22 protein-coding genes are annotated in these 24,840 nt (G+C 59.3%); 9 read left to right on the top strand and 13 right to left on the bottom strand.

Translation table 11 applies throughout. The features are described from left to right. Window positions 1–10 precede the first annotated feature (10 nt). The 3 genes from EC912_RS03615 (at window position 11) to EC912_RS03605 (ending at window position 3,511) form a co-directional block, all read left to right on the top strand. On the top strand, window positions 11–1,471 hold the full coding sequence (locus tag EC912_RS03615) for a DHA2 family efflux MFS transporter permease subunit (RefSeq protein ID WP_132141746.1): 1,461 nt from the start codon (window positions 11–13) through the stop codon (window positions 1,469–1,471). A 113-nt stretch (window positions 1,472–1,584) separates the two neighbouring features. Further along, window positions 1,585–2,109 (top strand): GFA family protein, encoded by a 525-nt coding sequence (locus EC912_RS03610; RefSeq protein ID WP_132141745.1) that lies wholly within the window; start codon window positions 1,585–1,587, stop codon window positions 2,107–2,109. Window positions 2,110–2,188: 79 nt separating this feature from the next. Next, window positions 2,189–3,511, top strand: coding sequence for a glycoside hydrolase family 2 (locus EC912_RS03605; protein WP_243649121.1), 1,323 nt, complete (start codon window positions 2,189–2,191; stop codon window positions 3,509–3,511). A gap of 15 nt (window positions 3,512–3,526) precedes the next feature. Here EC912_RS03605 and EC912_RS03600 read toward each other — a convergent pair whose 3' ends face one another. The 4 genes from EC912_RS03600 to EC912_RS03590 all read right to left on the bottom strand — a co-directional run bounded on the left by EC912_RS03600 (window position 3,527) and on the right by EC912_RS03590 (window position 7,848). Then, window positions 3,527–4,717: a glycoside hydrolase family 27 protein gene (locus EC912_RS03600; protein WP_243649120.1), complete on the bottom strand. Its 1,191-nt coding sequence runs from the start codon at window positions 4,715–4,717 to the stop codon at window positions 3,527–3,529. A gap of 237 nt (window positions 4,718–4,954) precedes the next feature. Next, window positions 4,955–6,520: an asparagine synthase-related protein gene (locus EC912_RS03595; RefSeq protein WP_132141744.1), complete on the bottom strand. Its 1,566-nt coding sequence runs from the start codon at window positions 6,518–6,520 to the stop codon at window positions 4,955–4,957. Window positions 6,521–6,613: 93 nt separating this feature from the next. Continuing rightward, window positions 6,614–6,787 (bottom strand): hypothetical protein, encoded by a 174-nt coding sequence (locus tag EC912_RS19330; RefSeq protein WP_165973493.1) that lies wholly within the window; start codon window positions 6,785–6,787, stop codon window positions 6,614–6,616. 215 nt (window positions 6,788–7,002) lie between these two features. Further along, window positions 7,003–7,848: a helix-turn-helix transcriptional regulator gene (locus tag EC912_RS03590; protein ID WP_132141743.1), complete on the bottom strand. Its 846-nt coding sequence runs from the start codon at window positions 7,846–7,848 to the stop codon at window positions 7,003–7,005. A 95-nt stretch (window positions 7,849–7,943) separates the two neighbouring features. Between EC912_RS03590 and EC912_RS03585 the strand changes: the two genes are divergently transcribed. Further along, window positions 7,944–8,840, top strand: coding sequence for an SDR family oxidoreductase (locus EC912_RS03585; RefSeq protein WP_132141742.1), 897 nt, complete (start codon window positions 7,944–7,946; stop codon window positions 8,838–8,840). Between the two features lie 70 nt (window positions 8,841–8,910). Here EC912_RS03585 and EC912_RS03580 read toward each other — a convergent pair whose 3' ends face one another. The 4 genes from EC912_RS03580 to EC912_RS03565 are packed head-to-tail and all read right to left on the bottom strand — an operon-like array spanning window position 8,911 to window position 11,309. Next, a complete protein-coding gene (locus tag EC912_RS03580) occupies window positions 8,911–9,186 on the bottom strand; it encodes a hypothetical protein (protein WP_132141741.1) in 276 nt (91 codons plus the stop codon). A gap of 29 nt (window positions 9,187–9,215) precedes the next feature. After that, entirely contained in the window at window positions 9,216–9,413 is a 198-nt protein-coding gene (locus tag EC912_RS03575; RefSeq protein WP_132141740.1) for a hypothetical protein, read from the bottom strand. Between the two features lie 14 nt (window positions 9,414–9,427). Next, window positions 9,428–10,234: a family 1 encapsulin nanocompartment shell protein gene (locus tag EC912_RS03570; protein ID WP_132141739.1), complete on the bottom strand. Its 807-nt coding sequence runs from the start codon at window positions 10,232–10,234 to the stop codon at window positions 9,428–9,430. After that, window positions 10,227–11,309, bottom strand: coding sequence for a Dyp-type peroxidase (locus EC912_RS03565; protein ID WP_243649119.1), 1,083 nt, complete (start codon window positions 11,307–11,309; stop codon window positions 10,227–10,229). Before EC912_RS03565 ends, EC912_RS03570 begins: the two co-directional genes overlap by 8 nt. 217 nt (window positions 11,310–11,526) lie before the next feature. Here EC912_RS03565 and EC912_RS03560 point away from each other — a divergent pair, with 217 nt between their 5' ends. From EC912_RS03560 to EC912_RS03545, 4 genes are read left to right on the top strand one after another with little or no spacing between them, the layout of a single operon-like run. Beyond that, entirely contained in the window at window positions 11,527–12,228 is a 702-nt protein-coding gene (locus EC912_RS03560) for an alpha/beta hydrolase (RefSeq protein ID WP_132141738.1), read from the top strand. A 35-nt stretch (window positions 12,229–12,263) separates the two neighbouring features. After that, window positions 12,264–12,617 carry a UBP-type zinc finger domain-containing protein gene (locus EC912_RS03555; protein WP_132141737.1) on the top strand — a complete coding sequence of 118 codons (354 nt, stop codon included), beginning with the start codon at window positions 12,264–12,266 and terminating at the stop codon, window positions 12,615–12,617. Between the two features lie 15 nt (window positions 12,618–12,632). After that, complete coding sequence (locus EC912_RS03550) at window positions 12,633–13,406, top strand: helix-turn-helix domain-containing protein (protein WP_207906752.1); 774 nt, start codon at window positions 12,633–12,635, stop codon at window positions 13,404–13,406. Window positions 13,407–13,421: 15 nt separating this feature from the next. Beyond that, entirely contained in the window at window positions 13,422–14,180 is a 759-nt protein-coding gene (locus EC912_RS03545; RefSeq protein WP_132141736.1) for a CPBP family intramembrane glutamic endopeptidase, read from the top strand. 23 nt (window positions 14,181–14,203) lie between these two features. Here EC912_RS03545 and EC912_RS03540 read toward each other — a convergent pair whose 3' ends face one another. Together EC912_RS03540 and EC912_RS03535 are read right to left on the bottom strand one after the other, a co-directional pair. Then, window positions 14,204–14,974, bottom strand: a complete 771-nt coding sequence (locus tag EC912_RS03540; RefSeq protein ID WP_132141735.1) for a LytR/AlgR family response regulator transcription factor — start codon at window positions 14,972–14,974, stop codon at window positions 14,204–14,206. Next, the gene (locus tag EC912_RS03535; protein WP_132141734.1) at window positions 14,971–16,092 is read right to left on the bottom strand and encodes a sensor histidine kinase; all 1,122 of its coding nucleotides are present in this window, start codon (window positions 16,090–16,092) and stop codon (window positions 14,971–14,973) included. Before EC912_RS03535 ends, EC912_RS03540 begins: the two co-directional genes overlap by 4 nt. A 182-nt stretch (window positions 16,093–16,274) precedes the next feature. On the opposite strand from EC912_RS03535, the gene EC912_RS03530 reads away from it, so the two are divergent. Beyond that, window positions 16,275–16,643, top strand: coding sequence for a hypothetical protein (locus tag EC912_RS03530; RefSeq protein ID WP_132141733.1), 369 nt, complete (start codon window positions 16,275–16,277; stop codon window positions 16,641–16,643). Between the two features lie 859 nt (window positions 16,644–17,502). Here the strand turns inward: EC912_RS03530 and EC912_RS03520 are convergent. From EC912_RS03520 to EC912_RS03510, 3 genes are all read right to left on the bottom strand, one after another. Continuing rightward, window positions 17,503–17,925, bottom strand: coding sequence for a DUF4279 domain-containing protein (locus EC912_RS03520; RefSeq protein ID WP_132141732.1), 423 nt, complete (start codon window positions 17,923–17,925; stop codon window positions 17,503–17,505). A 24-nt stretch (window positions 17,926–17,949) separates the two neighbouring features. Beyond that, window positions 17,950–18,867 (bottom strand): RHS repeat-associated core domain-containing protein, encoded by a 918-nt coding sequence (locus tag EC912_RS03515; RefSeq protein ID WP_165973492.1) that lies wholly within the window; start codon window positions 18,865–18,867, stop codon window positions 17,950–17,952. Window positions 18,868–19,020: 153 nt separating this feature from the next. Next, window positions 19,021–24,840, bottom strand: coding sequence for an RHS repeat protein (locus EC912_RS03510; RefSeq protein WP_165973491.1), 5,820 nt, complete (start codon window positions 24,838–24,840; stop codon window positions 19,021–19,023).

Here is a 24,840-nt window from a genome sequence, read left to right as displayed (position 1 = left end):
GAGAGGAACCATGAACTCACCCGTAGCCCTTACCGACGCCGCGCCGAACGCCCCCGACCGACGCTGGCTTGCCCTGATCGTGCTGTGCCTGGGCGTGCTGATGATCGTGCTGGACACGACTATCGTGAACGTTGCATTGCCCTCGATCAAAACCGACCTGGCTTTTGCCGACTCCAGCCTGGCCTGGGTGGTCAATGCCTACATGCTGACCTTCGGCGGCTTCCTGCTGCTGGGCGGCCGCCTCGGCGACCTGTATGGCCACCGCCGCCTGTTCCTGCTGGGCATCACGCTGTTCACCCTGGCCTCGCTGGCCTGCGGCCTGGCCAATGGTCAGGCCGCGCTGGTGGTGGCGCGCGCGGTGCAGGGCCTGGGCGGGGCGGTGGTTACCTCGGTGGCGCTGTCGCTGATCATGGATTTGTTTACCGAGGCCGGCGAACGGGCCAAGGCCATGGGCGTCTACGGTTTCGTCTGTGCCGGCGGCGGCAGCGTGGGCGCGATGCTCGGCGGCGTGCTGACCAGCACATTGAGCTGGCACTGGATCTTCCTGGTCAACCTGCCCATCGGCATCGCGGTGATCGTGCTGTCGCTGCGCGTACTGCCGGCCGCGCTCAACCGGCATGTGTCGCGCCACCTGGACGTGCTTGGCGCGGTCAGCGTGACCAGCGCGTTGATGCTGGCGGTGTACGCCATCGTCAACGGCAACGAGCGCGGCTGGACATCCACGCTCACACTGGGTGAGCTGGCGGTAGCGCTGATCTTGTTCGCGACGTTCCTGGCGATCGAGCTGCGGGTCAGGGTGCCGCTGATGCCGCTGCGACTGTTTCGCCTGCGCAACCTGTCCGCATCGAATGCAATCGCAGTGCTGTGGGCGGCGGCGATGTTCGCCTGGTTCTTCCTGTCGGCGCTGTATATGCAGCTGGTACTCGGCTACAAGCCAATGCAGGTGGGCCTGGCCTTCTTGCCGGCCAACCTGATCATGGCAGTGTTCTCGCTGGGCATCTCGGCGCGCATGGTGATGCGCTTCGGCATCCGCGGCCCGCTGGTGGTCGGGCTGGCGCTGGCGGTGGCGGGTCTGCTGCTGTTTGCGCGTGCGCCGGTGGACGGGCACTTCGCAGTGGACATCCTGCCCGGCATGCTGCTCCTCGGCCTGGGTGCCGGCACCGCTTTCAACCCGATGCTGCTGGCCGCGATGAACGACGTGGCGCCGAGCGAGTCGGGTCTGGCCTCGGGTGTGGTCAACACCTCGTTCATGATGGGCGGCGCGCTGGGCCTGGCCATCCTCGCCAGCGTGGCGGTGTCGCAGACGCATGCGGTGCAGCTGGCCGGCGGCAATACACTGGCGGCGCTCAACGCGGGCTACCAGACGGCGTTCCTGGTCGGCGCCTGCTTTGCGCTGGCGGGCATCGGCCTTGCGCTATTGCTGCGCACCAGCGCGCCGCAAACCGAAGGAGCTGTGCCGCCCGTGCATTGAGCGACGCTGGAAGTCGACAAGTCGGTAGCGCTGACTAACTGCGATTTAGTGCGGCATAGCATACGTTTTTCGGCAGATTCTGCGATGCCCCCAACCCAGGCCAGGGAATAAGCATGAACAAAAGCTCCAACCCAATAACGGCATCCTGTCGCTGTGGACAGGTCGGGTTCGTGATCAGAGGCGCACCCATCATGCATGTCGCCTGCTACTGCACCAGTTGCCGGACCGCAGGCCGTGAGTTCGAACAGGCGCTTGATTCAGTGTCCGTAGTCGCCGACGATGGGGGAACCCGCTTCGTTCTCTATCGCAAGGATCGCGTTGTCCAAACCGCAGGCGCCAATCGATTGAGTGAGCACCGATTGAAGCCGGATTCGCCTACCCGACGGATGGTTGCGACATGCTGCAACACCCCAATGTTGCTCGAATTCACCAAAGGACACTGGTTGACGTTCTATCGGGACTGCTTGCCGGAGGCAATTCCCGCGCTAGAAATGCGTGTCATGACAGAGGACAAACCGGCCGCCGTGATTCTTCCCAACGACTTGCCGAACTACGCGACCCATTCAGGCAAGTTTATGTGGAAGCTTCTGGCCTCGTGGGCGGCCATGGGCTTTCGCAGACCACGGGTCACCTGGTGATGTTTGAAACGGCCTGAAGATCGACTACCCACGCCATAGCCAGGATTGGAGTTTGTCGAGGTCAATCCGGAGAGTGCAGATGGCAAGCGCAACAATATCCACCGAGCCTGCGCCCTCTACTGGAGAGGCGCTCGATTCGCCACGCCGCATTTTCGTGATCTGGATCGTCCTTGTTACCTTGGTTGCGCTAGGCGGCGTGATTGCTGTCCTGGCGATCGGTGGTCGCCCCGATCCATCCGCATTACGAGCCGCCGCCCCATTGCTGGATGGCGCATGGCGCTTCCACATCGGCGACGATCCGCACTGGGCCGATGCGGACGTTGACGACAGCGACTGGGAAACGATGGACCTGAGCGCACCGGCAAGCAGCCATGATGGCGATGTCGGTCTGCCGAACTATGTCGGGGGATGGATGGCGCACGGCCACCCCGGTTATCAGGGATATGCCTGGTATCGACGCACGGTGACGGTACCAGCAGGAAACCGTGCATGGGATGTCCTGGGGCCTACCGCCGTCGACGATGGTTACGAGTTGTATTGGAACGGCGTGCGACTGGGCGGATCGGGGCGACTTGGCGCATCCCCCAGAGTCGTCGGCACGCGACCGATGATTTTCGCGCTTCCCGCCGATGCGGCCGGCACCCATGCGGTGCTCGCTATCCGCGCGTTCATGCAACCGGGCAACGACGCCAGCGCCGATGGCGGCGGTATACACGTCGCACCGACGCTGGCACCGCGTCCAGAAAGCCATGCGCTATACCACGTGCAATGGTGGCGTACGATCGCCGGCTACATCGTCGAAGTGATCGAGCCCCTTGCCATGTTTGCGCTCATCGGTTTGGCGCTTGCGGTTCGACCGCGCAGCAGCCACCCGAGCTTCATCGCGTTTGCCTGCATCGCGCTCGCGCTTTCGGCAGTGAAGCGTCTCGACAACGCGATTGTCTCGTGGACCGATCTGATGAGTCTGCCCACCTACGCCTGGTTATCAAAAGTACTCTGGATGCCCCTTAGCGTTGCCGCCTGGACGCATACCTGGAACCGCTGGAACACGCGCTCCTCGCGCGCAATCGATGGAGCCACCCTGCTACTTACCTTGGTAGGCATCGTGGGTGGCGCGATGCAGGTCACGGCGATGACTCATGTCTTTCGGCTCGGATTACTCGTGTTGCTCGCGCTGATTGCCGTGCGGATGGTTCGCGGTGGCCCGATGCGTATCGTGGCGCTCGCCACGATGGCCTTTATCCTGGTGGCGCAATTTGCAGGCGAGCTAGGCTCGATCGGCGTCCCGACCATCTGGTTTCCGTTTGGCATCGGCGTAACGCTTACGCAATACGCCTATGCGATCGCGATACCGCTTCTGGCTTTGTTGATCGTGCGAACCTTGCAGTCGAAGAGCACATGATGATCGTCGCTGGGATTACAGAGCGCTAATGCGATACATGGCCGTCGCATGCGCAGGCAGGCGAGCCTTGATTGATCCGTCGCCTTGTACCTGACTGTGTTGCCAGAGGTCGCGCACCAGATAACTGGGCGATGTCTTCAGGCCCATTTCTTCGGCGCCAATTGCAACGTCGTGTTCGACATCGGTTTCGTTGAATAACGCGATAGCGCGACTGCCGTCCTTAAGCGGCTTGACGATCACATGGATACCGCCCTTCTCGCGTATGCGTTTGCCTTGCACACCGAGAGGGTCCTGATCGACAGCAATCACTTCCTTGTTCAGGAGAATTTCAAGAGCGTCGGGTTTGATCTTGCGCAGATCCGTGCCTATCAAAAGCGGCGCTGCCATGATTGCCCACAGGCTGAAGTGGCTGCGGTATTCCACGTCGGTCATGCCGCCGTTGCCTACTTCAAGCATGTCCGGATCGTTCCAGTGTCCGGGACTGGCATAACCATCGAGCACGACGTTCTTCTTGAAGATATCCACCATCGATGAGTACTTGTCGGTGATGTCCCCTGTGGTGCGCCATGAGCTCGCTCCGACCTTTCGGTCGCCTGCCCAGAGCCAGGGCTTGTTTTCGCCCCACTCGCAAACACTGTAGAAGATAGGCCGCGCGGTCGCCCGCAGTGCATCGCCCATCGCCTGGTAACGCTGTTTGGCGTCTACATTTTCGTTGTGGCAGTTATCGTATTTCAGATAATCCACACCGAAAGAGGCAAACAATGCAGCGTCCTGCTTTTCGTGACCAAGCCCGCCCGGAAAACCGCGATTTTTCTCGTTGGGCTCGCACGTCGACAAGCCGGCACTCGAATAAAGGCCAAATTTGAGGCCGCGCGCGTGTATATAGTCGGCCAGCGCCTTGATGCCGCCCGGAAAGCGTTCGGGATTCGCCTGCAGATTACCGTCCTTATCGCGCTGCCAGTTCGCCCAGCAATCGTCGATGTTGACGTAGCGGTAGCCAGCGTCACGCAAGCCGAGGTCGACGAACTTGTCCGCAATCCCGCGAATCATGGCTTCGTTGAACTCGTCGCGGCAGTGTGTGGAATTCCAGTTATTGAATCCCATCTGCGGCGGACCCGCCGCTGGCTCCGCCGCATTCGCCGCTACTGAGAAGACAAGAACAGAAAGCAGCACTGTCCGGAACATTGCGAGTACTAAGCCGTTCACTCGTATGGATTCCAATGATGATTCAGATACGAAATTCCCTTCGATGGATGGCTAAAACAAGGAGCAAGACCTTGCAACCCCCAAGGAAATTCATTTGTCGTACAAATACACCCCTGTCGCATACTTGGACAATTTCAAATACGACTCAAGCTGCATCGCAACAATGACGACAGGACGATGCGTAGCCGCAAGGACTCGTCAACGCGGTCGATGGAAAGCTCGAAGCCTGCCGACAAATCAGCGTATCTGCCGAACGCATCGCTCCATCCAGAGAAACGAAGCCAGCGCCGCGGTGGGCGCCTGCGCCCGCGTAGCGGCCACGGTATCCAACAGCGCGAGAGCGGCTCTCTGATCGACCAGACCAAGATCGGCCAGAGCACAATCACGCAACTGCGAGGCAATCGTTGCGGCCTGCCGGGAAATCAGATCGGGAAGTACCCGCGCAAAAGTTTCCTTGATGTAGCTACGAGGGAACACTTCGCTACCCAGGCGCGCATGCAAGTATTGCCGCATGACCTCCCGGCCCTGCCGACTGTCCCGGGGAAGCCGGTGGCAGAAGGCTACGAGACCGGGATCGCTCAGTGGATTGACTGGCCACAAGCCATGTCGCAGCAGATCGGGCGCACGGCACGCATGAGCCAGTAACGCAGTCGCCGGTACGGGACTGGCTGGTGCATCGAAACACCGCATGCTGCGGGCTGCGCTCAATGCACGGGGCGTCATAAGCCGCTCCGCGTAGTGCGTGGCCTCATTTTCCTTCCCCGGTTTCCCCCCGCCCTCTTCCTGCTTTTCGTTGGCATAGCCTGGAAATAACTCATCTCCGCCAATGCCCGTGAAAAGCATATCGTGCCCCTGGACTCGCGCCGATTCCCATAAGGCCGTGCACGCTTCCAGGTAGTACTCCCAGTACAGTCCTCTTGCCTGGTGCTCTTGCAGATCCAGATTTGGCGGAAACGCCGCGATTTCCACGGTTTCGTCGGACAGATCGAGCCGGCTGGTTATCCATTGACGCCGTTGAATCTGAGGTTGGCGAACATCGCCATCCAGTAAAATTCCCTTGCTCGCCATTCGTCCATGAAATGCCGCTACAGCGCAGGCCACGGTGGCCGAGTCCATGCCACCGCTCAGTTCGATCGATACCCGATCCATCGCTATCGGCCGAGCCGATACGACGCGCTGCAAAAGTTCGCTGAACACCCTCAACGCATCCTGACCTTCCGGCAAGGGTGACGGAGAGGTTTCTTCCATCGGCACGGGGTATCGATAATTCGCTTTGCCCGGTTCCACATGGAATGAGGCACGCTCCGTAAGCAGCGTGACGCCGACACATAGCTGCCGCGCCGAATAGATCGTACTCAGAGCAAGCCGATGACTTGCGATCTCTGCATCGATCGCCAGGGGCTCATTGGCGAAATCCGCGAAATCCCAGGAAATGGTTACTTTGTCGTTGGCGGCCCGGCAATAAACCGGTACGGAGCCGAGCACGCCGGTTCGCACTCTCATTCGGCATCCCGCCTGGGCAACCTCGATCAGTACATAATCGAGCGGCCACAGAATGCACTCTTGGTAAAGCCTTTGAAATTCCTCGGCATCCACATCTCTGCATGCAGGGACTTTGTCGGATGGCACCGGGGCAAGGCGCTCCCTCACTGTTACGAACCACTGCCCCTCCGTCCGCACCAGCGCCGTTTCGAGCATAGGGTGCGCATAGGGAATGATCCGGCTTGTTCCTAATGCGATGGAGCCATCTCTCCACTCCGCACTAAGCGAAAGGTCGGACAAAGTAATATCGGCCTTGAGCATGATGATTTCTATCCATAAAAAAAGCCGCCTCCCGGTTAGGAGGCGGCTTTACATCATTTATGAGTGACTTCAAGATATGGCATTCAAATCCGGTTAGCCATCACCGCCGCCACGGCCACCGAAACCGCCGACATCCGTTGGGTCTATCGTTTTGGGAGCACGCTTTCCTGCCGCCATCTGAATCTGCAACGGCCCTTCCATGAGGATGCCGAAAGGATTAATCGTATTCTCTGTCTTTTCGTGCATCACAACGTTTAGTTGATCCATGAACGCACTCCCATAAGGTAGACATACCGCGACATAGCGGCACGCTTACCGTATCACGGTTTTGTGCCACCCGATATCCTCGAACTCGAGATTGGGATTTATTATAAAACAAGGCATACGCAGTGACGGCCGCTCTAGGCGAGACCTACGAAGTAATCCCCATATCCATATGAAACATAGATATTTTATCCGCATTATAGATAGCGAATAATTGATTACTTTCCAATACAGGCCGCACCCATACCCTCGATCAAAGACCTGATTCGCTCCTGATCGACCGGTGTCGCCGGGTTGTACACGATCATCTGAAGATCCGGGCGCCCGTCGACCGCGAAAGCCGAATATTCGAGAGCGATTTTGCCGAGCACGGGATGGCGCAAGTGCTTCACCCCTTCGCCGTAGGTTCGCACGTCATTGTCACGCCACATGGCAGCGAACTCCGGACTCGAACGACACAATTCGTCGACGAGCGGTTGCACCTCGGCTGCCGCGCCGGCGCGCGCGGCATCGATCCGGAAGGCGCCCACCACGAAGCGGGCCACGCTTTCCCAATCGAACTGCGCGGCGCGAACGCGGGGATCGCAGAAGATCATGCGCAGGACGTTGCGCTGTTCGGGTGGCAGGGAGCCGTAGTCGGTGAGCACGGCCGCGGCCGCGCTGTTCCAGGCGACCACGTCCCATGTCGCCGTCCTGACGATCGCGGGACTGTAGGCAAGTGCATCGAGCAAGCGCTGCAGACGCGGCGTGATCGCGTCGCCGCCGCGATAGCGGACTTCGGGCGAACGGCCGAGTCCGAGCAGAAACAGGTGTTCGCGCTCCACCTCGGTCAGCGTCAGCGCTTTCGCGATGCGGTCCAGCACGTCCGCTGACGGGTTGCCGCCGCGGCCCTGCTCCAGCCACGTGTACCAGGTCGTGCTGATGTTGGCGAGCTGCGCCACTTCTTCCCGGCGAAGCCCGGCTGTCCGCCGCCGGCCACCGGAGAAACCGAAAGACGCAGGATCCAGCTTCGTGCGCCTGTTCTTCAGATAGTCGCCGAGCCGGCTGTCGTTCGCGTGAGTCATGCACAACCTGTTAGAAGATATACCGGGATAACGTCACTACTTTAACAGGATGATCCTAAACGATACGTTGCCCTCCATCCATTGGAGAACAACACATGCGCGTCTTCGTCACGGGAGCCACCGGCTTCGTTGGTTCTGCTGTTGTCCGCGAACTGCTCGCGAACGGTCATCGGGTTCTGGGCCTCGCCCGCTCGAACGAGGGAGCGGCCGCGCTCGCCACAGCTGGCGCCGAGGCGATCCATGGATCGCTCGGCGACCTCGACAGTCTGCGCCGGGGCGCGGCAGCGGCCGATGGGGTAATTCACACCGCTTTCAATCACGATTTCTCCCGGTTTGCGCAGAATGCGCAGGACGACAGGCAGGCTATCGAGGTGCTCGGCAGCGTGCTCGAAGGCAGCGAGCGCCCGTTGCTCGTCACGTCCGGCACGGCATTCCTGGCCAGCGGCCGCACTGCCACGGAAGCGGATCGTCCTCCTCCTCCGGGCGGCGCCTATCCTCGCGCATCGGAGGCGGCTGCCGAGAGCGTTGCCTCACGCGGTGTGCGAGCGACCGCCGTTCGCTTGCCGCCGTCGGTCCATGGTGAGGGCGATCACGGATTTGTCCCCATCCTCATCCGCCTTGCGCGCGAAAAAGGTGTATCGGCCTATGTGGGCGACGGCCTGAACCGGTGGCCCGCCGTGCATCGCCTCGATGCTGCACGCGCCTTCCGGCTCGCACTGGAACGCGGCGCCGTGGATGGCCCGTATCACGCAATCGCCGAGGAAGGCGTGCCGTTCAAGGCCATCGCCGAAGTGATTGGTCGCCGGCTCGGTATACCCGTCGTCGCCAAATCCGGCGACGAGGCGACAGAGCATTTCGGCTGGTTCACCCTGTTCGCCAGCGCGAACCTGCCAACCTCAAGCGTACAAACCCGCGCCACGCTGGACTGGACGCCAACCGGCCCGGACCTTCTGGCCGACATCGACCAGCCGGGCTACTACGCGCATCCCTGATGTTCGACGGGAGGGCGCTCTGCATTCGAGCGCCCTCCCCTATCTTCGGTCTGCAAAACACCATGACTCGTCATGCGGAAATCAGATGGTTTTCGGACTCGTCGACGTAACGCGAATAGGCGAGTTCGACAGCACCGCCGGGAAGCAACGTAGCGGTAACCGTCAGCTTGAATTGCTCCGGCGCTGAGGCGACGAAAACATGGGGACTGCCCGGCACTGGCTTGAACTCGGAACCCTGGATTTCAACGCCACATGGCGTGGAATCGGGCAGGTCCCAATCTGCCAGGTCGTTATTGCCCTTCGGCGGAGGCATGGGCACAGCAACTTTCAAATCACCCTTCAGCATCGTCCTCTCCTCGCGATTTAAGTCATGTCTTAGCTTCCCAGCTCCTGGAATGCGTGCCCATCGGCCTCCAGCCCCTGCAGTATCGAAGGCGGCAACTGGTTCGCCCAGGTGTGTCCCTCAAGTTGCCATTGGTCTGCGTCTATGAGATCGGGAAGACCTGCGCCCTTTCGCACGTACAGGCCAAGTGTCGGTTTCTTCGGGTTGATATAGAGATCGAATTCCTGCATGAGCGGCACCTCTCTCACTTATCGCCAGGTGCAAGCACCACGGCGGCTTCCGCGGTCAATTGCAGGAACGTGAACGACTCCTGCAAGTACAAGCGAATGGAACTCTCGGTATGGCTCAGGTACCCGATGGAGGTGTCCTGACCAAGGTGAAGTTCGAAGTCGCCACCCCGCGTGCTGAGCACAACGCCGCCTTTAATAGCCGGTGCCCAGATAATCTCGCCATCCACGAGGTTCCGGATGTCTTTGACCACGGGATAGCCTTCTTCCGTGGCCCCACTGACAGCGGTATAGGGCTGCTCGCCCAGCAGTAGTGTGTAGGGACCATTGACGCCCACTTCGCGTAACTGGCTTACCGCCTTCGCCACCGCGACGGGATAGCTATCCACATCCGAAGGGAGAGCGATTGCCGCATTGCTGGTTCCGTGGCGAATGCCTTGGATGCCGGCGGATTCGTAGCCTTCGAAGACCGCACGATCTTCGGCGAAAGCGATCTTTCGCGCGGCATCCTTCAGCGGCTGCAAGTCCGGATCGTTCGCGCCGCGCTCCACCGAATCGATGGACTGACGCGACAGCTCGAACGGAACACGTAGTTCCACAAGAGCCATCACTTCACGCAACGAAGCCTCGATGCCGTTATCGGGCGACTGGATCTTCTCCATGTGACCGGTGCCCACACCCGAGAAATCGGAGCCTTTCGGGCCCACGACATCCACGACACGTCGCGCCGCCAGGTAGCGCTTCAGGGTCCGCGCCGCTTCCTGCTCGATCTGCTCCCATGCCTTACCGGAAATGGGTGCGAGATCGCGATGAAGATTATTCATTTGCCGATTCTCCTTTGAGCGAACCGATACCGAGCGAACCGTCGGACGACGGCCGATAGGATTCAGGGACACCGGCCGTCTCGCCCTCGGCAACGGGTGAACTATCGGGTGAAGGAGCGGCAGGCACATTGGCGAGGAACGTCGCGGACGGCACAAAGAACAACGTACCCGTTACCGCCTTACTGAAGTCGAGCAGGCGGTCGTAGTTGCCTGGCGGTCGTCCGACGAACATGTTGACGAGCATCTGTTCGATCCGGGCCGGGGATCGCGCGTAGCCGATGAAGAAGGTTCCGAACTCGCCCTTGCCCACCTCGCCGAAAGGCATGTTGTCGCGCACGATTTCCAACTGCTCGCCGCTTTCTTCAATGGTGGTGAGGACGTTGTGTGCGTAAGCGGGTTTGGCGGCATCGTCCAGTTCGATATCCGAAAGCTTCTTCCGTCCGATGATCCCCTCCTGTTGCTCGACGGGCACGGCGTTCCAGGCCTTCAGGTCGTGGAGATACTTCTGCACGATGACGTAACTCCCGCCTGCGAAGGTGGGATCCTCGTCGCCAATGATCGTGGCATCGAGGGCATCCTGATCCACCGGATTCTCGGTGCCGTCGACAAAGCCCAGCAGGTCGCGCTCGTCGAAGTACTTGAAGCCATGCACTTCATCCACCGTGGTAACAACATCGCCTATACGGGACATGATCTGGGTTGCCAGCTCAAAGCACAGGTCCATGTGCGTGGCACGAATATGGAAGAGTATGTCTCCCGGTGTGGAGACGGCGTGGTGTTCGCCTTTGATTTCCCGAAAGGGATGCAGATCGGCTGGCCTTGGCCTTCCGAAAAGTCGGTCCCAGGCCACCGACCCGACGCCCATGACGCACGACAGGCGCCTGTCCGGGTTACGAAACCCGATGGCACGCAAGAGAGATGCCAGATCGCCGCAAAGCGCTCGCACGGGTTCGTTACATTGCGTATTCGGCTTTAAGGTCACCACCAGAAAAATGGCGGCGTGCGTAAGTCTGGCGGCAACCGGCTGCGTAATAACGGAAGGCACTATCCACTCCTTTGATTGGGGTTTCGACACATGTTATAGCGCCATAAGGCGCCCGCGCGGGTCAACAATCAATCCACCTCGATAATGATTTCGTTCACCCCGAAGCCCTTCCATCCCCGATGCCCCGGCCACGGTTTCCTGAAAAGAATCCAGCATGGCTGTTCGACTCAATTCAATTTCTCGTCCCCTTGATTTCATAAGGCGCATCATCCAAGACCTTTAGCCCGCGCCAGATAAGGAAAGTGCCATGAGCGACAAGCCCACTATTGTTCTGGTCCACGGTTTCTGGGGAGGCGCGGCTCACTGGAACAAAGTCATCCTCGAACTGTCGCGCAAGGGATACGACTCCCTTCGGGCCGTCGAACTTCCGCTAACCTCGTTGGCGCTGGATGCGGAACGCGCACGGAAGATGGTGGCGCAACAAGCCGGTCAGGTGATTCTCGTCGGACACTCGTATGGAGGCGCCGTCATTACGGAAATGGGAGATATGCCGAATGTGATTGGCCTTGTCTACATTGCGGCCTTCGCGCCCGATGCGGGCGAGAGCCCAGGGGGCATCAGTCAGGCTCACGCACCGGCAGCCTTCGCGAATCTGGCTCCCGACAGCGATGGATACCTCTGGATCAAGTATGAGAAATTCCACGAAAGCTTTGCGCAGGACCTCTCCGAGGACGAAGGTTTGGTGATGGCGGTTGCTCAGAAAGCCCCACTCGCCTCCACGTTTGGTGATGCGATCACCGCACCTGCATGGAAAAAGAAGCCTGTCTGGTATCAGATATCCAGCGACGATCGCATGATCAATCCCGAGAATCAGAAGAGCATGTCCGCGCGCATGAATCCGAAGAAGGTCATTACATTGAAGGCGAGTCATGCCTCGCTAGCGTCGAAACCCGTGGAAGTCGCGGCGCTCATTGACGAGGCAGCCATCGAAGCTGTGAAAATCAAGTAGCGATCGGCATCGTCGATAGCTAAAGGGAAGCAATCATGACGAACGATTACGACGGGATCGCCCGGAACTCCAAACCCAGCGGCACGGGTTGCGTCGAATGTCTGAGTACGGGCGCATGGTGGCTGCACCTGCGCCGCTGTGCCGAGTGCGGCCACATCGGCTGTTGCGACACGTCGCCGAACCAGCATGCCACGAAGCATTTCGAAGCAACCGGCCATCCGGTGCTGACCAGCTTCGAACCGGGCGAAGACTGGTTCTACGACTATCGAACCGGAGAATTCTTTGACAGCCCGCCGCTCCTTCCTCCACATGCCCATCCTCCAGGCCAACCCGTGCCCGGCCCCGACGGGAAGGTACCGGTCAACTGGGAGAATTTCCTTCACGACTGAGTCGAGTCAGGGGCGATGTTGTCGATCGCGCCGAGCTACCGCAAACTGTCACGACGAATGGCATTTCGGGTAGCCCAGGCAGCCATGCCCCGTATTCCCCACACGCCCCAATCCGTACTCAGCCCAGGCGCCAACTTGCCCTGGCACGTGCACGTACACGCCTATGCCACCCTGGTGCTGGAGGGCGGTTACGAGGAGGCGGGCGAATGCGGACGCTGGCACGTACAGGCCGGCGACGTTCTGTTCCATGCCCCCTTTTCCACGCACGCGAACCAGACAGCAGCGCGCGGCGCCCGGTTGCTCAATCTGACGATCCCCGATTCGGTGCGTCAATCGACATGCGGTAAGGTCGACGACATGGACCTGCTTGTTCGTCTGGCGGAGCGCGACCCGCTTGAAGCTACGGCGGCCCTAATGCTGAACTGGCAACCGGCCAGGTCGAAACTGCTCGATGCACCGGACCTTCTGGCCCAGGCGCTGTCGGACCCGGACGCCATGGGCGTGCAGGCCTGGTCGCGGCAACAGGGTGTTTCGCGGGAAACGGCATTCCGTTGGTTCCAATCCGCCTATGGCGTTGCACCGACTCGCTACCGCATCGAAGCCCGGGCACGGCGGACATGGAGGATGATCGTCGAGGGCACCGACGATCTCGCCGACATCGCGGCATGGGCAGGCTATGCCGATCAGGCCCATATGACCCGCGACATCAAAGCGTTTACCGGACGAGCACCCGGCGCCTGGCGTAAACGCCGGCCTGCAACCTTCGTTCAAGACCTGGGTCGTGAATGACACCATCGTCGGCCCATGACCGACTCGACATTGCATCGCCCGTTCTTCGCAGTCACCGGACTCAGGTTCCGCCTCTGGCCGATTATTCTGGCCGCCGTGCTGATGCAGGCCATGTTATGGCCAGCACGCGAAGCGGCGCGCTGGCTGTTCAGGCACTACGGCAACTGGTTTCACCATCAGGTCTGGGCCTTCGTCGGCCTCGCGGAGGTGTTCCAGATCGTCGCAGGACTCCTGGCCGTCCTGATTATGCGGTCGCTGCTACCGCAAGCCGACCCGCATCTTCGCTGGGGAGCCAGTCGCCGCAATCTTGGCCTGGCTCTGGCAATCGGTGTGTTCATGGCCGTGGTCATGCTGGTCGCCGACTATTGGCCGCAGTTGCTCAGCCACACGGCATTGCCGAATACCTATGAGATGACGCCAGTCGGCATTCCGGGCTGGCTTACCGTGATGCTTCTTGCAGGCCCGAACGAAGAGATAATTTTTCGCGGTGTCCTGGTCGGCATGTTGACCGTGCTCGTACCCGGCAGGGTCCGTGCCGGGCGGTTCGACATACCGGTTTCGGGCGTCATCGTGGGGCTGTTGTTTGGCGCCGCCCATTACAACAGCTTCTTCAGCGATCCGTTGTACCAGGCCATCGCACAGCAGATATATGCCTTTGTCTGGGGATTGATCTATGTATGGCTGATGGAACGTTCGCGCAGTCTGGTGGGTCCCATGATCGCTCACGGCGTCAGCGATTTCGTGGAGGTAGGCGCGGTGATGCTGCTGAGCTAGTGCGGATAGGCACGCCGACCCACTTACTCCTTCATCGAAACCAGCCGTAAGAACGTCTCATGCTGGTAACGGCTCATGCGCAATTTCTGGCCGGTATCCATGGTGACGACGTGATAACCGTTGAACCATGGCTGGATGGCCTGCACCCGGCGAACGTTGATGATTACGGAGCGATGGACACGTGCGAAACGTCTCGGATCCAGGCGTTCGCCCAGCGCGGTCATGGTTTCCCGCAGCTCGTGTACGCGATCCGCCAGATGGATTTCGACGGTATTGCGGCTGGCCTTGATCCAAACGATTTCGTCGACGTCGACGAAAGTGATTTTCTCATCCACGCGCACGGGAACGCGCTCGAGGTAACCCTCGCGACGACGCAGAGCGTCGAGCACCTGCTGGATCGACTCGGCACCCCGTGTGCCGGTGTCCGCCGCGGACAGTCTCGTCTTCGCGCGCTGCAGCGTCTGCGCGAAGCGATCGCGACTGAACGGTTTCACCAGGTAGTCGACGGCATTCGCCTCGAATGCGCGCACGGCATATTGTTCGAAGGCGGTGACGAATACCGTTGCCGGCATGCGCGCGGCGCCAATGGTTGCCACGACATCCATGCCATTGATCGCAGGCATCTGGATGTCGAGGAACACCAGGTCGGGCGATTGGTTGCGTATCGCCTGTACCGCCGAGACGCCATCGCCGCACTCGCCCACCAGTTCAATGTCGGGATCGTCGCGCAGCAGGCGTACGATCGCGTGGCGTGCGATCGGCTCGTCGTCCACGACAATAACGGCGATGCTCATACGGTCATGATCTCGGGAGCGTCATCGAGATCTTCCACCTCGCGGAAAGGCAGACGAATGCGGCATACCACGCCCTCTGGCCAGATCGTGTCCAACCTCACCTGTCCGGCATCGCCGTAGAGTTCGCGCAGGCGAAGCTTGGTGTTCGACAAGCCGACGCCATGCCCTGCCCTCTGATTCGCGGCGGTGGCTCCTGCCTCCAGCGTACTGTTTCGGTTTCGGACTTCGATGCAGAGGCTGTCGCCTTCGCGGCGACTCTCGATCTCGATGCAATCCGCACCCACGCGTTCGCCGATTCCGTGAGCGATGGCATTTTCCACGATCGGTTGGAGGATCAGACTCGGCACCGCGCAGTCCAACGTATCCGGGGCAATATAGATTCGCGTCGACAGGCGGTCCTTGAAACGCATTTGCTGGATACCGAGATAGAGATCCAGCAGCACCAGTTCGCGTCGCAGACTGATTTCCTGACCGTCGTAGTCCTCGAGAAACGCTCGCAGCAAATCGCTCAGGCGAAGCAGCATGTCCTCGGCAGACATCGCATCCTCCTTCAGCAGAGTAGCGATGGCATGCAAGGTATTGAACAGGAAGTGGGGCTGAAGCTGCGACTTCAACGCCTGCAGACGCGACTGCGCAAGCTCCGACGCCATCCGGCTCGCCTCTACCTCCCGGTGGATTTTTTCGGCGTGGAACTGTTGGGCCTGCTGGATGGCGAACAGCGACCAGTACGTGAGCAGACCGGTGGCGAAATGCTGGCCCAGGAACTGCTTGACCTGCTCCTCGAACGAACTGGGCTCGAAGAATGTGGAGATCAATGCTCCGATCAGCAGCGACAGCAGTGTCACACCCACGCTCACTGCCAACGGCCTGACCAGACTGCGCAGGCGCACCGCACCCTGGATCGGATACCTCGAGGCCAGCCGGAATACCAGCGGTGCCAATGCGGCCCACGTGTACCACTGAATCATCGACCAGCGGAGGTAGTCGAGCGACGACCATGTCGGCCCGCCAAGCAGGTCGCGCTGATAACGCTGAATCGCAAACACCACGACCACCAGCGTCCACAGGCCAATGTAGCGGGACAGACCGATTTCCGTCGTGCCGAGGCGAACCTTCATTGCAGAGTGCCTAAATGGATAGTCGGCCCATCTTAGGCGGAGCGTTCGGCGCAGAGAAGCCATTCCTTTCCGGCACTACGATTCGCCCCCGCGCCGATACGATTCGTCCCGAATGCGTTGCATGGAGCACCTTCAATCCGGCCCGATAGGCACGTCACCCACCCGCCTACCCGGAGAGTCCCATGCATTCGCCCCGTGCCGTTATCGTCGCCATGCTCATCGCCGCCGCCACGTTCCCGGTTACCGCCCTCTCCGCGGACGCCACGCAACCGGCCATCTTTAGCAAGCCGGCGCAGCTCTTTACCCTGGTGAACGTCACCTTCGACAGTGTGACCGCACTCGCCATCGCACCTGCCAAAAGTAATGCCTTCGAAAACATCGTCCTTGGCGAGCCATTGCAAGGCGGCTTGACATCAACCACGGTCCACGTGCCTGCCGGTGGTTGTCTACGAGACGTCCGGGCGACGTTCCGGGACGGACATAGTCAGGTATTCCCTGCCGTCGATGTGTGCCGGTATCACAGCATGCGCCTGACGTCGCGCGGTGCCTAACAGGATCGCGCAACCCGCCGCCTTGAATTCCAAGGCGTCAAATGCCAGAGAGTCGAATGCTGGGGCACTACGTGCGTGGCTCAGGAGCTCAGCTGATCTCCTGAGCTAGTCGATGAGAAGCCCTTCAGGCCCGCGGATGTAGCAGAGCCGATACGCGTCTTTATAACGCACTATTTCGCCTACGAGCTGCGCTTGCGGAGCTTCTCGTCACTATTCTTTTCGTCGGACGTGTCTACAGTCGACATCCTGGACCAAGGTATGCCAGCGATACTGATAAGCGCTCATCGCGGCAAGATGCTGCTCGTTGGCTGGCTCTGCACACTGGGATTCGGCTCCAGATGCGGAAGCTGCGACCGATGAAGCGATGGAAAGGAAAGCTGCGATTTTGATTTGCAAAGGTACTATCCGAGTCCATCAGGTCTGAATGGGAGAGCGCGATAGTGCATCTCACTGATGCCTCGTGACAGCCAGGTAATTACCTACCTATAGCAGCAGGCTGTCAGACGCGGCGAGGTGTTGCACGTATAGTTTGAGGTTTACTCCTCAATCAGTGACCACATCCGTCGTAAATTTCAAGGGGAGCCCCAACGCAGACAGACTGGCCAATGCCGTTTGGTTAAGGGAAAAAACACAATAAGGTACACCGATGCAGTAATACTCAACTTGCCTTCGGACATTTCAATACTCATCCCCAAGGTTGCCGACCTCTACACCATCTGGACTAATTACATCCTCGGCTTTGTAAAGTCATCGGACACCTATCCTCCAGATGCCGCTCAGTTGACCGGCAGCGATGGCCGGAACTGCACCATCAAATCATTGGAATCCTGCAATCCGCGACCGTTGCGTCCCGCAAACTTCATTGATCGCTTACATTGCAAAAGGAAATCTTCGTCGACAAACCAAGCGCTGCCAGTAGCTTCGCCTTATGAAATTCAATCTCAAAATCGATCGCTCGATTGAGATCAGTCTCCGGCACTGCCTGCGCAAAGAAAACATCCACGAATGCATCATCTACGCCATCGATGTCGCGGATACATATACCATGAGGAATCGACCTCAGGATGTCCTCGAAGAGCACGGAAGCAGAGGATGTTTCCGAGCTTTCAGATCGGATCCACATAGTTGTTGGGTACTTAGCGGAGTCACTTCGACCAGGCACCTTTAACGCGCCTTTTTTGTAGACGTTAGTCGGCGCCAACCCCAACATCGCTGTAACGTCATCGGGCAACAGGTGATCGCCTATCACATAGAGTGAAGCGCTCGCGAAGGATTTTGTCATGACAACAGGTCTTATTCAGAAAGTTTATTTAGAAAGTTCGCCATGGATTTCACCGCCGGGATCTCTAACCTCGCCGGTCTCCGGATTGCCCCCCCACTCTCGTTTACCTCCCTTGTTCGTAGTATCAGATTGTTTGATATCGTGGAACTTTTTGCGCGCCTTTGCGGGATCAACACCGTTACGGCGGCCCCACTCTTCTGCACCCTTATCAGCCGGCCAAAAGCCGGGGGGTAGATTAAAAACCAGCGTAGGCATACATGAAACTTCTTGGCAAGCCGCCATGTTTCCCGGGTAGCCCAATCCGACTACTAATACTACCCAAGGGTTGGGAGCTGCCACCAGCCACCTCGGGAAAGCTGGACTTCGAATTATCAAGCCATCTGCAACTCCAGTTCCAACACTGGTGGTAGTTGCTGTAACAATCACCTCAGATAAAACCGGAGCTTGATTAGGATCTGGCTTCGGCGGTGGCTTAGACGGTGGAGACGGGGGGCAAGGAACCTGCTTCTGATCACCCTGCCCTGCCGCACAATCCTGCATGCCGTCCGGATCGATGTTGACCACCGGACTATTGCTGGCGTAGCTGTAGCGATTGAAGTTGAATGCATCGCCTGCCGCGGGCGTGACTAAGTCAGTACTTAAAAATCGCCCCACGCTCGAATCGTAGTAGCGTGCTTGCATGTAGACGAAACCAGTATCCATATCGTTGACATGCCCAGTATATCCCGGACCAGCTGCTACGGTTCCGAGCGACTGAGCTCCGTAAGGTCGGTAATCCGCAGTCGATATGCCGCTCCCCTGCGAGTCGGCCATTGCCAGGACCGTGCCTTGCTGGTTTGTGTAGTAGTAGGTGACTGTCTCAGCCGCTTGCGCGGCTCCCGTTGCGCAGAGAGAACTTGCAAACATGAGCATCAATCGTACCCATGGACGTAACGTGCGCATGAGCTCGGCCACTCGTTTCATCGCTGTCCCCATGTCTCGATCACCTGCGATAATTACCCGGTCGTACTGCACGAAACGTCAGTCATATGGAGCGATGGCGTAGGTTGTGGAAATAACGCCTATACGCCATTCGCGTAACCATCCACAGACTTTTCAATTGCCGTTTACGATTTGCGTAGTCACATACCCGCTAAACGCCGAACACCCACTCGCGTTGCAAGCCTGGACCCTGTACTGCACGGTCGCGGTGATCTGAAGCAGTGTTAGGTAGGTCATCGCAGTACCGCTGTAAACGATCGTCGGTGTACCCGGGCTTTGCGTTTCTTCGAGCTGATAGCTCGTCGCCAGCGACGCAGCGTTCCAGACGAGATGAATCGTTTTCTTGGTGGCCGGTCCGGACTGCGAAACCGACAATCCCGTGGGAACCGCAGGAATCAGGGCAACGGTGACCGAAGCCGTGCCGCTAAACGGTCCGCAACCACTGGCGTTGCAACCCTGCACGCGGTAACCGTAGGTCGCATTGGTCTTGCCGCAGATATTGAGCGTGCCCGACCCGTCGTTACCGATAGTCGAGAAGCTGCCGCCGTTGACCTGCTCTTGCATGGTGTAGCTTGTCGCTCCCGCCACGCCGCCCCAGTTCACGGTATAGCAACCGTTGTTGCTACTTCCCGGCACAGAGATGGAGGGTGCGGCCGAAGGTGGCAAAGTGATCGACGAACTACCGGTCGGACTGTAGCCACTGCAGCCCACCGCATCACATGCCTTGACGCGATATGTGTACGTTCCGGTGGCTCCGACCGTGTACGCGTACGAATTGTTTGCTCCGCTATATATCTGTGCGAAGCCACCGCCGTTAAAGCTCTGCTCGAGTATGTAGCTTGTGGCATAGCTTGCCGTCGACCAGCCTATAGCGATAGTGCCTGTGCTGGTTGCCGGCACACTGATCGCTGCCGGCGCAGGCGGTATAAGCGAAACGCCGATGGCATGTGTCGCACCGGCGGCACCGCACCCAGACGATCCGCAAGGTGCCATGCGATAGCCGTAGCTGGCCGGGGTTCGCCCGGATGTCGACCAGCTCAAACTATTCGCCGTTTGCACGGTCGTCCACGCACCGCCATTGACCTGCTCGTCCAGTCGATAGCTGGTCGCACCGGGCACCGCAGTCCACTGCACCGTGTAAGCACCGGATGTCGAGGAACCAGGCACGGTCAGATCGCCATACGTCGAGGTTGCGATCGGACCGAATCCGTAGTCGCGGAACCAGTGAGTCCCTTCCTGAACAAGCTCGAACTGAATACGGTTGCCACTGCCCACGCCCCCGCTGACCGGCGTTGCAATTGACACCTGTGCATGGCTTGCCGGCGCGATCACGGGCAACCCCGCCCGGACGATGTCCCACGTAAGTGTGTTGCCCGCGGCATCGGCAAAGTGATTGCCAAGGTTAACCGGGTGCGTACCCTGGCCACTGATATTGATGATGCCGTTGTTCTGTACATCCACGGTGGTGAGCAAGTTCTGGCCATCCGCCGAGAGCACCGGACCGGCAACCATGGTCAACGCCACACTGACTTCAGAACCCCGTAGCGCGTACTCGGTGTTGCACAGATAGACAGATGTCTGCGCGCATGCAGAGAACGGCCCCACCTCGATCGGCACCGTCCCCCAGGTATCGAACCAGGCAATGCCTTCCTGCACTGGCACCAGGCGAATGACGTTGCCTGTGCCGATCACCGTGCTCGCGGGAATGGTCGAGGTTACCGCGGCGTGGCCACCCGGAAGAATGTCGGGAATATTCGTGCGCGGGATCGAAACCACGGCGTCCTGTCCGCCCGTTGTGAAGATGCGCGCGCCCATATGGACGGGGTCCCTTCCAGCGGAAGTCAGTTTTGCCGTGCCGTGGTTCGCGATGTCCACCGTGACACTGATAGTCGTACCGTCGGCCGACAGCGTGGGTGGCCCGAGAAGGGTCAGCGTCACGTTAACCTGGGACGGTGTCAGTGCGGAAGTATCGACAAGCGCGGACGCGACCATTTTCTTGCCAAGGTAAATATAGTCGGTGGCATTGGTCGTCGAGGGGTCGTACTGCCACAGCAACTGCCCGGCCTGGCTATAGGCGTAATACGTTGGTGTACCGGACGCTGGCGTCTTCTTCACCCGACGCCCTTCGGCGTCGTACAGGTAGGTGTCGTAGCCGGTTATCTGCGTGAGGCGATTGGCCTGGTCGAACACAAGCGGCATGTTGTTCTTACTGGTCACGTTGCCCCGACTGTCGTAGCCAAAACTGTTGACCGTAGTGGCACCGCTGGTTATCGATGCCAGTCGGTTGGTGGTGTCGTAGTTATAAGTATTTGTGGTGCCACCGGTAGTCAGCGAGCGGATATTGTTGAGGGTATCGTAGGTGTAGCTTTCCGTGCCCCACAGATTGCTCGCCGTCGCCGAGGTCAACCGGTTGAGCGTGTCGTAGCCAAGCACCTTGGTACGCTGTCCGCTGTTTGTCAGGTCGGTGATCTGGGTGATGTTGGCGTTCGCGTCATAGGTCATATCCTCGCTGACCGCCACGGTCGATCCGGAGCCATAAGAGAAGTTCGACAGCAGATTGCGACTGTTCTTGCTGGCGCTATAGGCCGCGCCGCTACCGAAGGTAAACGAAGCCAGGTCGCCATCGGGATAATAGGTAGCGTTGGCGGCGTAGCTACTGGCCGACGTGGGTCGGCCATGTGCGTCGGGCTGATAAGTCACAGCCTTGCCATCCGGATAGACCGTGCTCGCCAGCACGCCATTGCCGTCGTACCCGAAGCCAAACGCCCAGTTATAACCATCGACAGAAAGCGTCTGCCCGTTGATCAGATCGAGGTTGTTGTAGCCATAGGTCCACATGACCGAACCGGACGTCGCCGTTAACGGCTTGCCAGTGGCGGTATAGGTCATCGCCGAGGCCGCGGTGCCAGCCGGATAGACGATGCCAGTCACGCGATTCATCGCGTCGTATGCACGAGTCGTCTGTGCCGCGGTAGCGACCTGCTCCTGGCCGCAGCCGGTTCCCGTGATGGCCAGACCCGAAGCACTCCAGGCCAGATTGTTGGCGGCATCGTAAGACATGACCTCGCTGCCCGATTCTGGCTCCGTGGTCCGGCACAGACGGTAATAATTGTCGTAAGTCATCGTCTTGGTGACCGAGGAGCCCGCCCCGCCCTGGGCGATCGACAGCGGATTGCCGTAGATATCGCGAGTGATGGTCTGTACTACGCTTTCCGGCGCCCGTACCTGGATGACGCTGTTGTAGGACGGCTCGTCGAACACCTGATAGCTGGTAGTGGTCGCGTAGCCCTTCGGATCCGTAACCTGCTTACGCGCGCCGGACAGATATGCCATCGAGGTGGTCAGCGTACCCAATTCCGAGGGCTGAACGCTCTGAACCACACGCCCGAGGCCGTCGTAGTACGTGCTTACCCCGGAGGTAATCGCCGAGATGTCCGGGCCACCATTGACCGGGTAGGACTGGAACGTCTTATTGCCGCGCCAGTCGTAATCGGTGCGTGTACTGATCTGCAGTGCGCCATCGCCTGCACGGTAATCGAATTCGAGGATTGGCCGCATCATCGCGTCGAAGTAAGTCGTCCAGACCGAACTGCCCTGGCTCGATTTGCGCAGCCAGTGACCCGCGGCGATGCCTCGTGACGCACCTTCGGTGTTATAGGCAAAGTGCTTCGGCGACCAGCCGGACGGGTATGTAATGTCCTGGATGCGACCAACCGTGTCATAGCCATAGCTCGTGGCATTACCGGCCTGGTTGGTGATCGAGCTGATCTGTCCGAGGTCATCGACGGCCAGCGTTTCCGACGTGCTATCCGGGAAAGCGATCGTCTGCGGAATGCCGTGCTTGTAATTGCTCAGATGGGTCGTGTGATTGTTCGGATCGGTGAAACTCGATAGTTGACCCGACCCGTCGAAAACATAACTCATCAAGGTCTGACCGAATCGTGCACGCGACTGCAAGGTGACGTTACCCAGATTGTAGGTACTGAGACTCTCCGTCTCGCCAGTGTTGTTGTTTACCACCTGCTGCGGCAAACCAAGCACCCAATGCGGCAGGTCATTGAGATAGGTCGTCGTTTCCGTGATCGACGTCTGGCCTGCGACGTCGCTTCCGCGTGTCACAGATGCAGGGTTTGCAAACGCATCGAAAGAGTTCACCTGGCGCGTGAAATTGTTTCCGCTGTCCGTTGTTACCGACTGGCTCACCGGAGTCAGGCTACCCATCTGACTCGAATTCACCGCAAGTACGGGAGAACGTCCCAACGTCTGCGGCCATGGCCACGGCCACGCACCACTTGTCGGCGGCAATGCATAGGCTGTGGTATGCGAACGAAGCACTGCCGTGGTGCTGTCGCCGTTGTATTGATCCGTGCGTAACAGCATGCTTTCGGATGCATCGAATTTATTGCTGAACGTATAGCGCGTCGTGCGCAGATCGGGATCGACCATATCGGTCGTCACCGTCGTAGCGCAGGTCGTACAGGTGGACCAGCTATCGTTCGGCGATGAGGAGCTATAGGTCCATGTCTGGGTCGCCAGACCCGGACCCGACAGCACGCGCTTCACCAGCGATGTTTGCTTGTACACCGCGGGGAAACGCGGAGAATAGCTGCCGCCATTGTTCAGGCAGACATAAGGAACTGCCGACCGACCGCGGATCGTGCTCTGCAAATAGAAGGTACCCGTCAACCCAGACGGATGCGTGATCGACGCCGTAGAGCTGACCGCATCCTGCGGTCGCAAGGTGTAATCGCAGCCCGAGTTGCTGATCAGGTAGCCATCGCCCGGTATCGGAGCAATGCCGCCGAGATTGAACGACCAGGCAGAAGCATCGGGCAAGGTCACGCCAGTCAGGCGAGGTACGGTCGGATCGGAATTGTAGGTATACGTCCAGGTCCGCGGGTGGGCCGCAGCAGGTTGCAAGACCACCGAATGCACACGGTAGCCCGGCGGATCGTAATAGTTGCCGGAACCATCCTTGGCAGGATTCTGCCAGGTCTCGTAATTGATCTGGACCTGGCGTCCATCGCTGGCGCTGACGTTGGTCAGGTTGCCATTGGCATCGTAGGTATAGTTGACGGTATTGCCGAAGCGGTCCACCGCCGAAGACACCGCCATGCTGGCGATACGACGGTGAAGCGCGCCGCCCCCGCCGAAGATCATCGAATCGGTCGTCTTGTACAGCAAGACGTCCAGGTAATAGCGCGTGCCATCTGGCGATACCGCCAGGAAACCTTCGCCAGGCTTCCCATTGGACGTCTGCGCGAGACAACCGATTGCCCAGCGATCCTTGGTTACGAGCGGGAAATTGATCGTCGCACCGCCGCTATTGGTCATGCTCGGTACTTGCGCGTTGTTGACGTCGCGCTTCAGCAGTTCCTGACCACCGCTGCCCGGCATGATCAGCTGATATCCGTGCCACCACTGGTCGGTCGAATACGTGATGACCGTGCCTTTGAATGTTACGTATTCATCGGGAGCAGTATCGGCATTGGTGCAACGCTGCGTGTCGCTGATGAAAAACCACGATGCCGTGTCGGGCGGAGTGAGGTTGCCCGTGCCGCTAGCTGCGGAAAGCGTTTCGATACGCGGCGTTTCCAACGCCCAGTCGACGAATGCGTTATCGATGAAGTCGTAGTACACACCGGCGGGCGGCTGGTCGGGTGTGCGGAAACTACGCGCTATCTGGATCAGCGGTCCGGTGCCGGCTGCCGTGACATCCACCTGATCGAAGGAAAGCGCGCCGTTGTAGAGACTGATGTTCTCGCCGAATGGATGTTCGCCCAGCGGCTCGATATCCTGGGATATCTTGATCTTCTTCTGAAACTCACTCTCGGGGGTGACGGGGGATGACTGGGCGAAACACAACCCGGCCAACAAGATGCCAAGGATTCCAGCCGTCGCGCGAACGCACCTGCCCTTATCCCGCAAACTCAT

The sequence above is a fragment of the Luteibacter rhizovicinus genome (genome assembly GCF_004342265.1).
GTDB lineage: Bacteria > Pseudomonadota > Gammaproteobacteria > Xanthomonadales > Rhodanobacteraceae > Luteibacter > Luteibacter rhizovicinus_B.
This window is presented reverse-complemented; position numbering and strand designations above follow the sequence as displayed.

Bases quoted from the DNA above. Each gene is read 5' to 3' on its own strand.
- EC912_RS03550 (WP_207906752.1), top strand. From the start codon at position 12,633: ATGTTGTCGATCGCGCCGAGCTACCGCAAACTGTCACGACGAATGGCA.
- EC912_RS03510 (WP_165973491.1), bottom strand. From the start codon at position 24,840: ATGAGTTTGCGGGATAAGGGCAGGTGCGTTCGCGCGACGGCTGGAATC.
- EC912_RS03545 (WP_132141736.1), top strand. From the start codon at position 13,422: ATGACCGACTCGACATTGCATCGCCCGTTCTTCGCAGTCACCGGACTC.
- EC912_RS03570 (WP_132141739.1), bottom strand. From the start codon at position 10,234: ATGAATAATCTTCATCGCGATCTCGCACCCATTTCCGGTAAGGCATGG.
- EC912_RS03540 (WP_132141735.1), bottom strand. From the start codon at position 14,974: ATGAGCATCGCCGTTATTGTCGTGGACGACGAGCCGATCGCACGCCAC.
- EC912_RS03605 (WP_243649121.1), top strand. From the start codon at position 2,189: ATGGCAAGCGCAACAATATCCACCGAGCCTGCGCCCTCTACTGGAGAG.
- EC912_RS19330 (WP_165973493.1), bottom strand. From the start codon at position 6,787: ATGGATCAACTAAACGTTGTGATGCACGAAAAGACAGAGAATACGATT.
- EC912_RS03585 (WP_132141742.1), top strand. From the start codon at position 7,944: ATGCGCGTCTTCGTCACGGGAGCCACCGGCTTCGTTGGTTCTGCTGTT.
- EC912_RS03530 (WP_132141733.1), top strand. From the start codon at position 16,275: ATGCATTCGCCCCGTGCCGTTATCGTCGCCATGCTCATCGCCGCCGCC.
- EC912_RS03555 (WP_132141737.1), top strand. From the start codon at position 12,264: ATGACGAACGATTACGACGGGATCGCCCGGAACTCCAAACCCAGCGGC.
- EC912_RS03595 (WP_132141744.1), bottom strand. From the start codon at position 6,520: ATGCTCAAGGCCGATATTACTTTGTCCGACCTTTCGCTTAGTGCGGAG.
- EC912_RS03575 (WP_132141740.1), bottom strand. From the start codon at position 9,413: ATGCAGGAATTCGATCTCTATATCAACCCGAAGAAACCGACACTTGGC.
- EC912_RS03590 (WP_132141743.1), bottom strand. From the start codon at position 7,848: ATGACTCACGCGAACGACAGCCGGCTCGGCGACTATCTGAAGAACAGG.
- EC912_RS03580 (WP_132141741.1), bottom strand. From the start codon at position 9,186: ATGCTGAAGGGTGATTTGAAAGTTGCTGTGCCCATGCCTCCGCCGAAG.
- EC912_RS03520 (WP_132141732.1), bottom strand. From the start codon at position 17,925: ATGACAAAATCCTTCGCGAGCGCTTCACTCTATGTGATAGGCGATCAC.
- EC912_RS03535 (WP_132141734.1), bottom strand. From the start codon at position 16,092: ATGAAGGTTCGCCTCGGCACGACGGAAATCGGTCTGTCCCGCTACATT.
- EC912_RS03560 (WP_132141738.1), top strand. From the start codon at position 11,527: ATGAGCGACAAGCCCACTATTGTTCTGGTCCACGGTTTCTGGGGAGGC.
- EC912_RS03515 (WP_165973492.1), bottom strand. From the start codon at position 18,867: ATGCGCACGTTACGTCCATGGGTACGATTGATGCTCATGTTTGCAAGT.
- EC912_RS03615 (WP_132141746.1), top strand. From the start codon at position 11: ATGAACTCACCCGTAGCCCTTACCGACGCCGCGCCGAACGCCCCCGAC.
- EC912_RS03610 (WP_132141745.1), top strand. From the start codon at position 1,585: ATGAACAAAAGCTCCAACCCAATAACGGCATCCTGTCGCTGTGGACAG.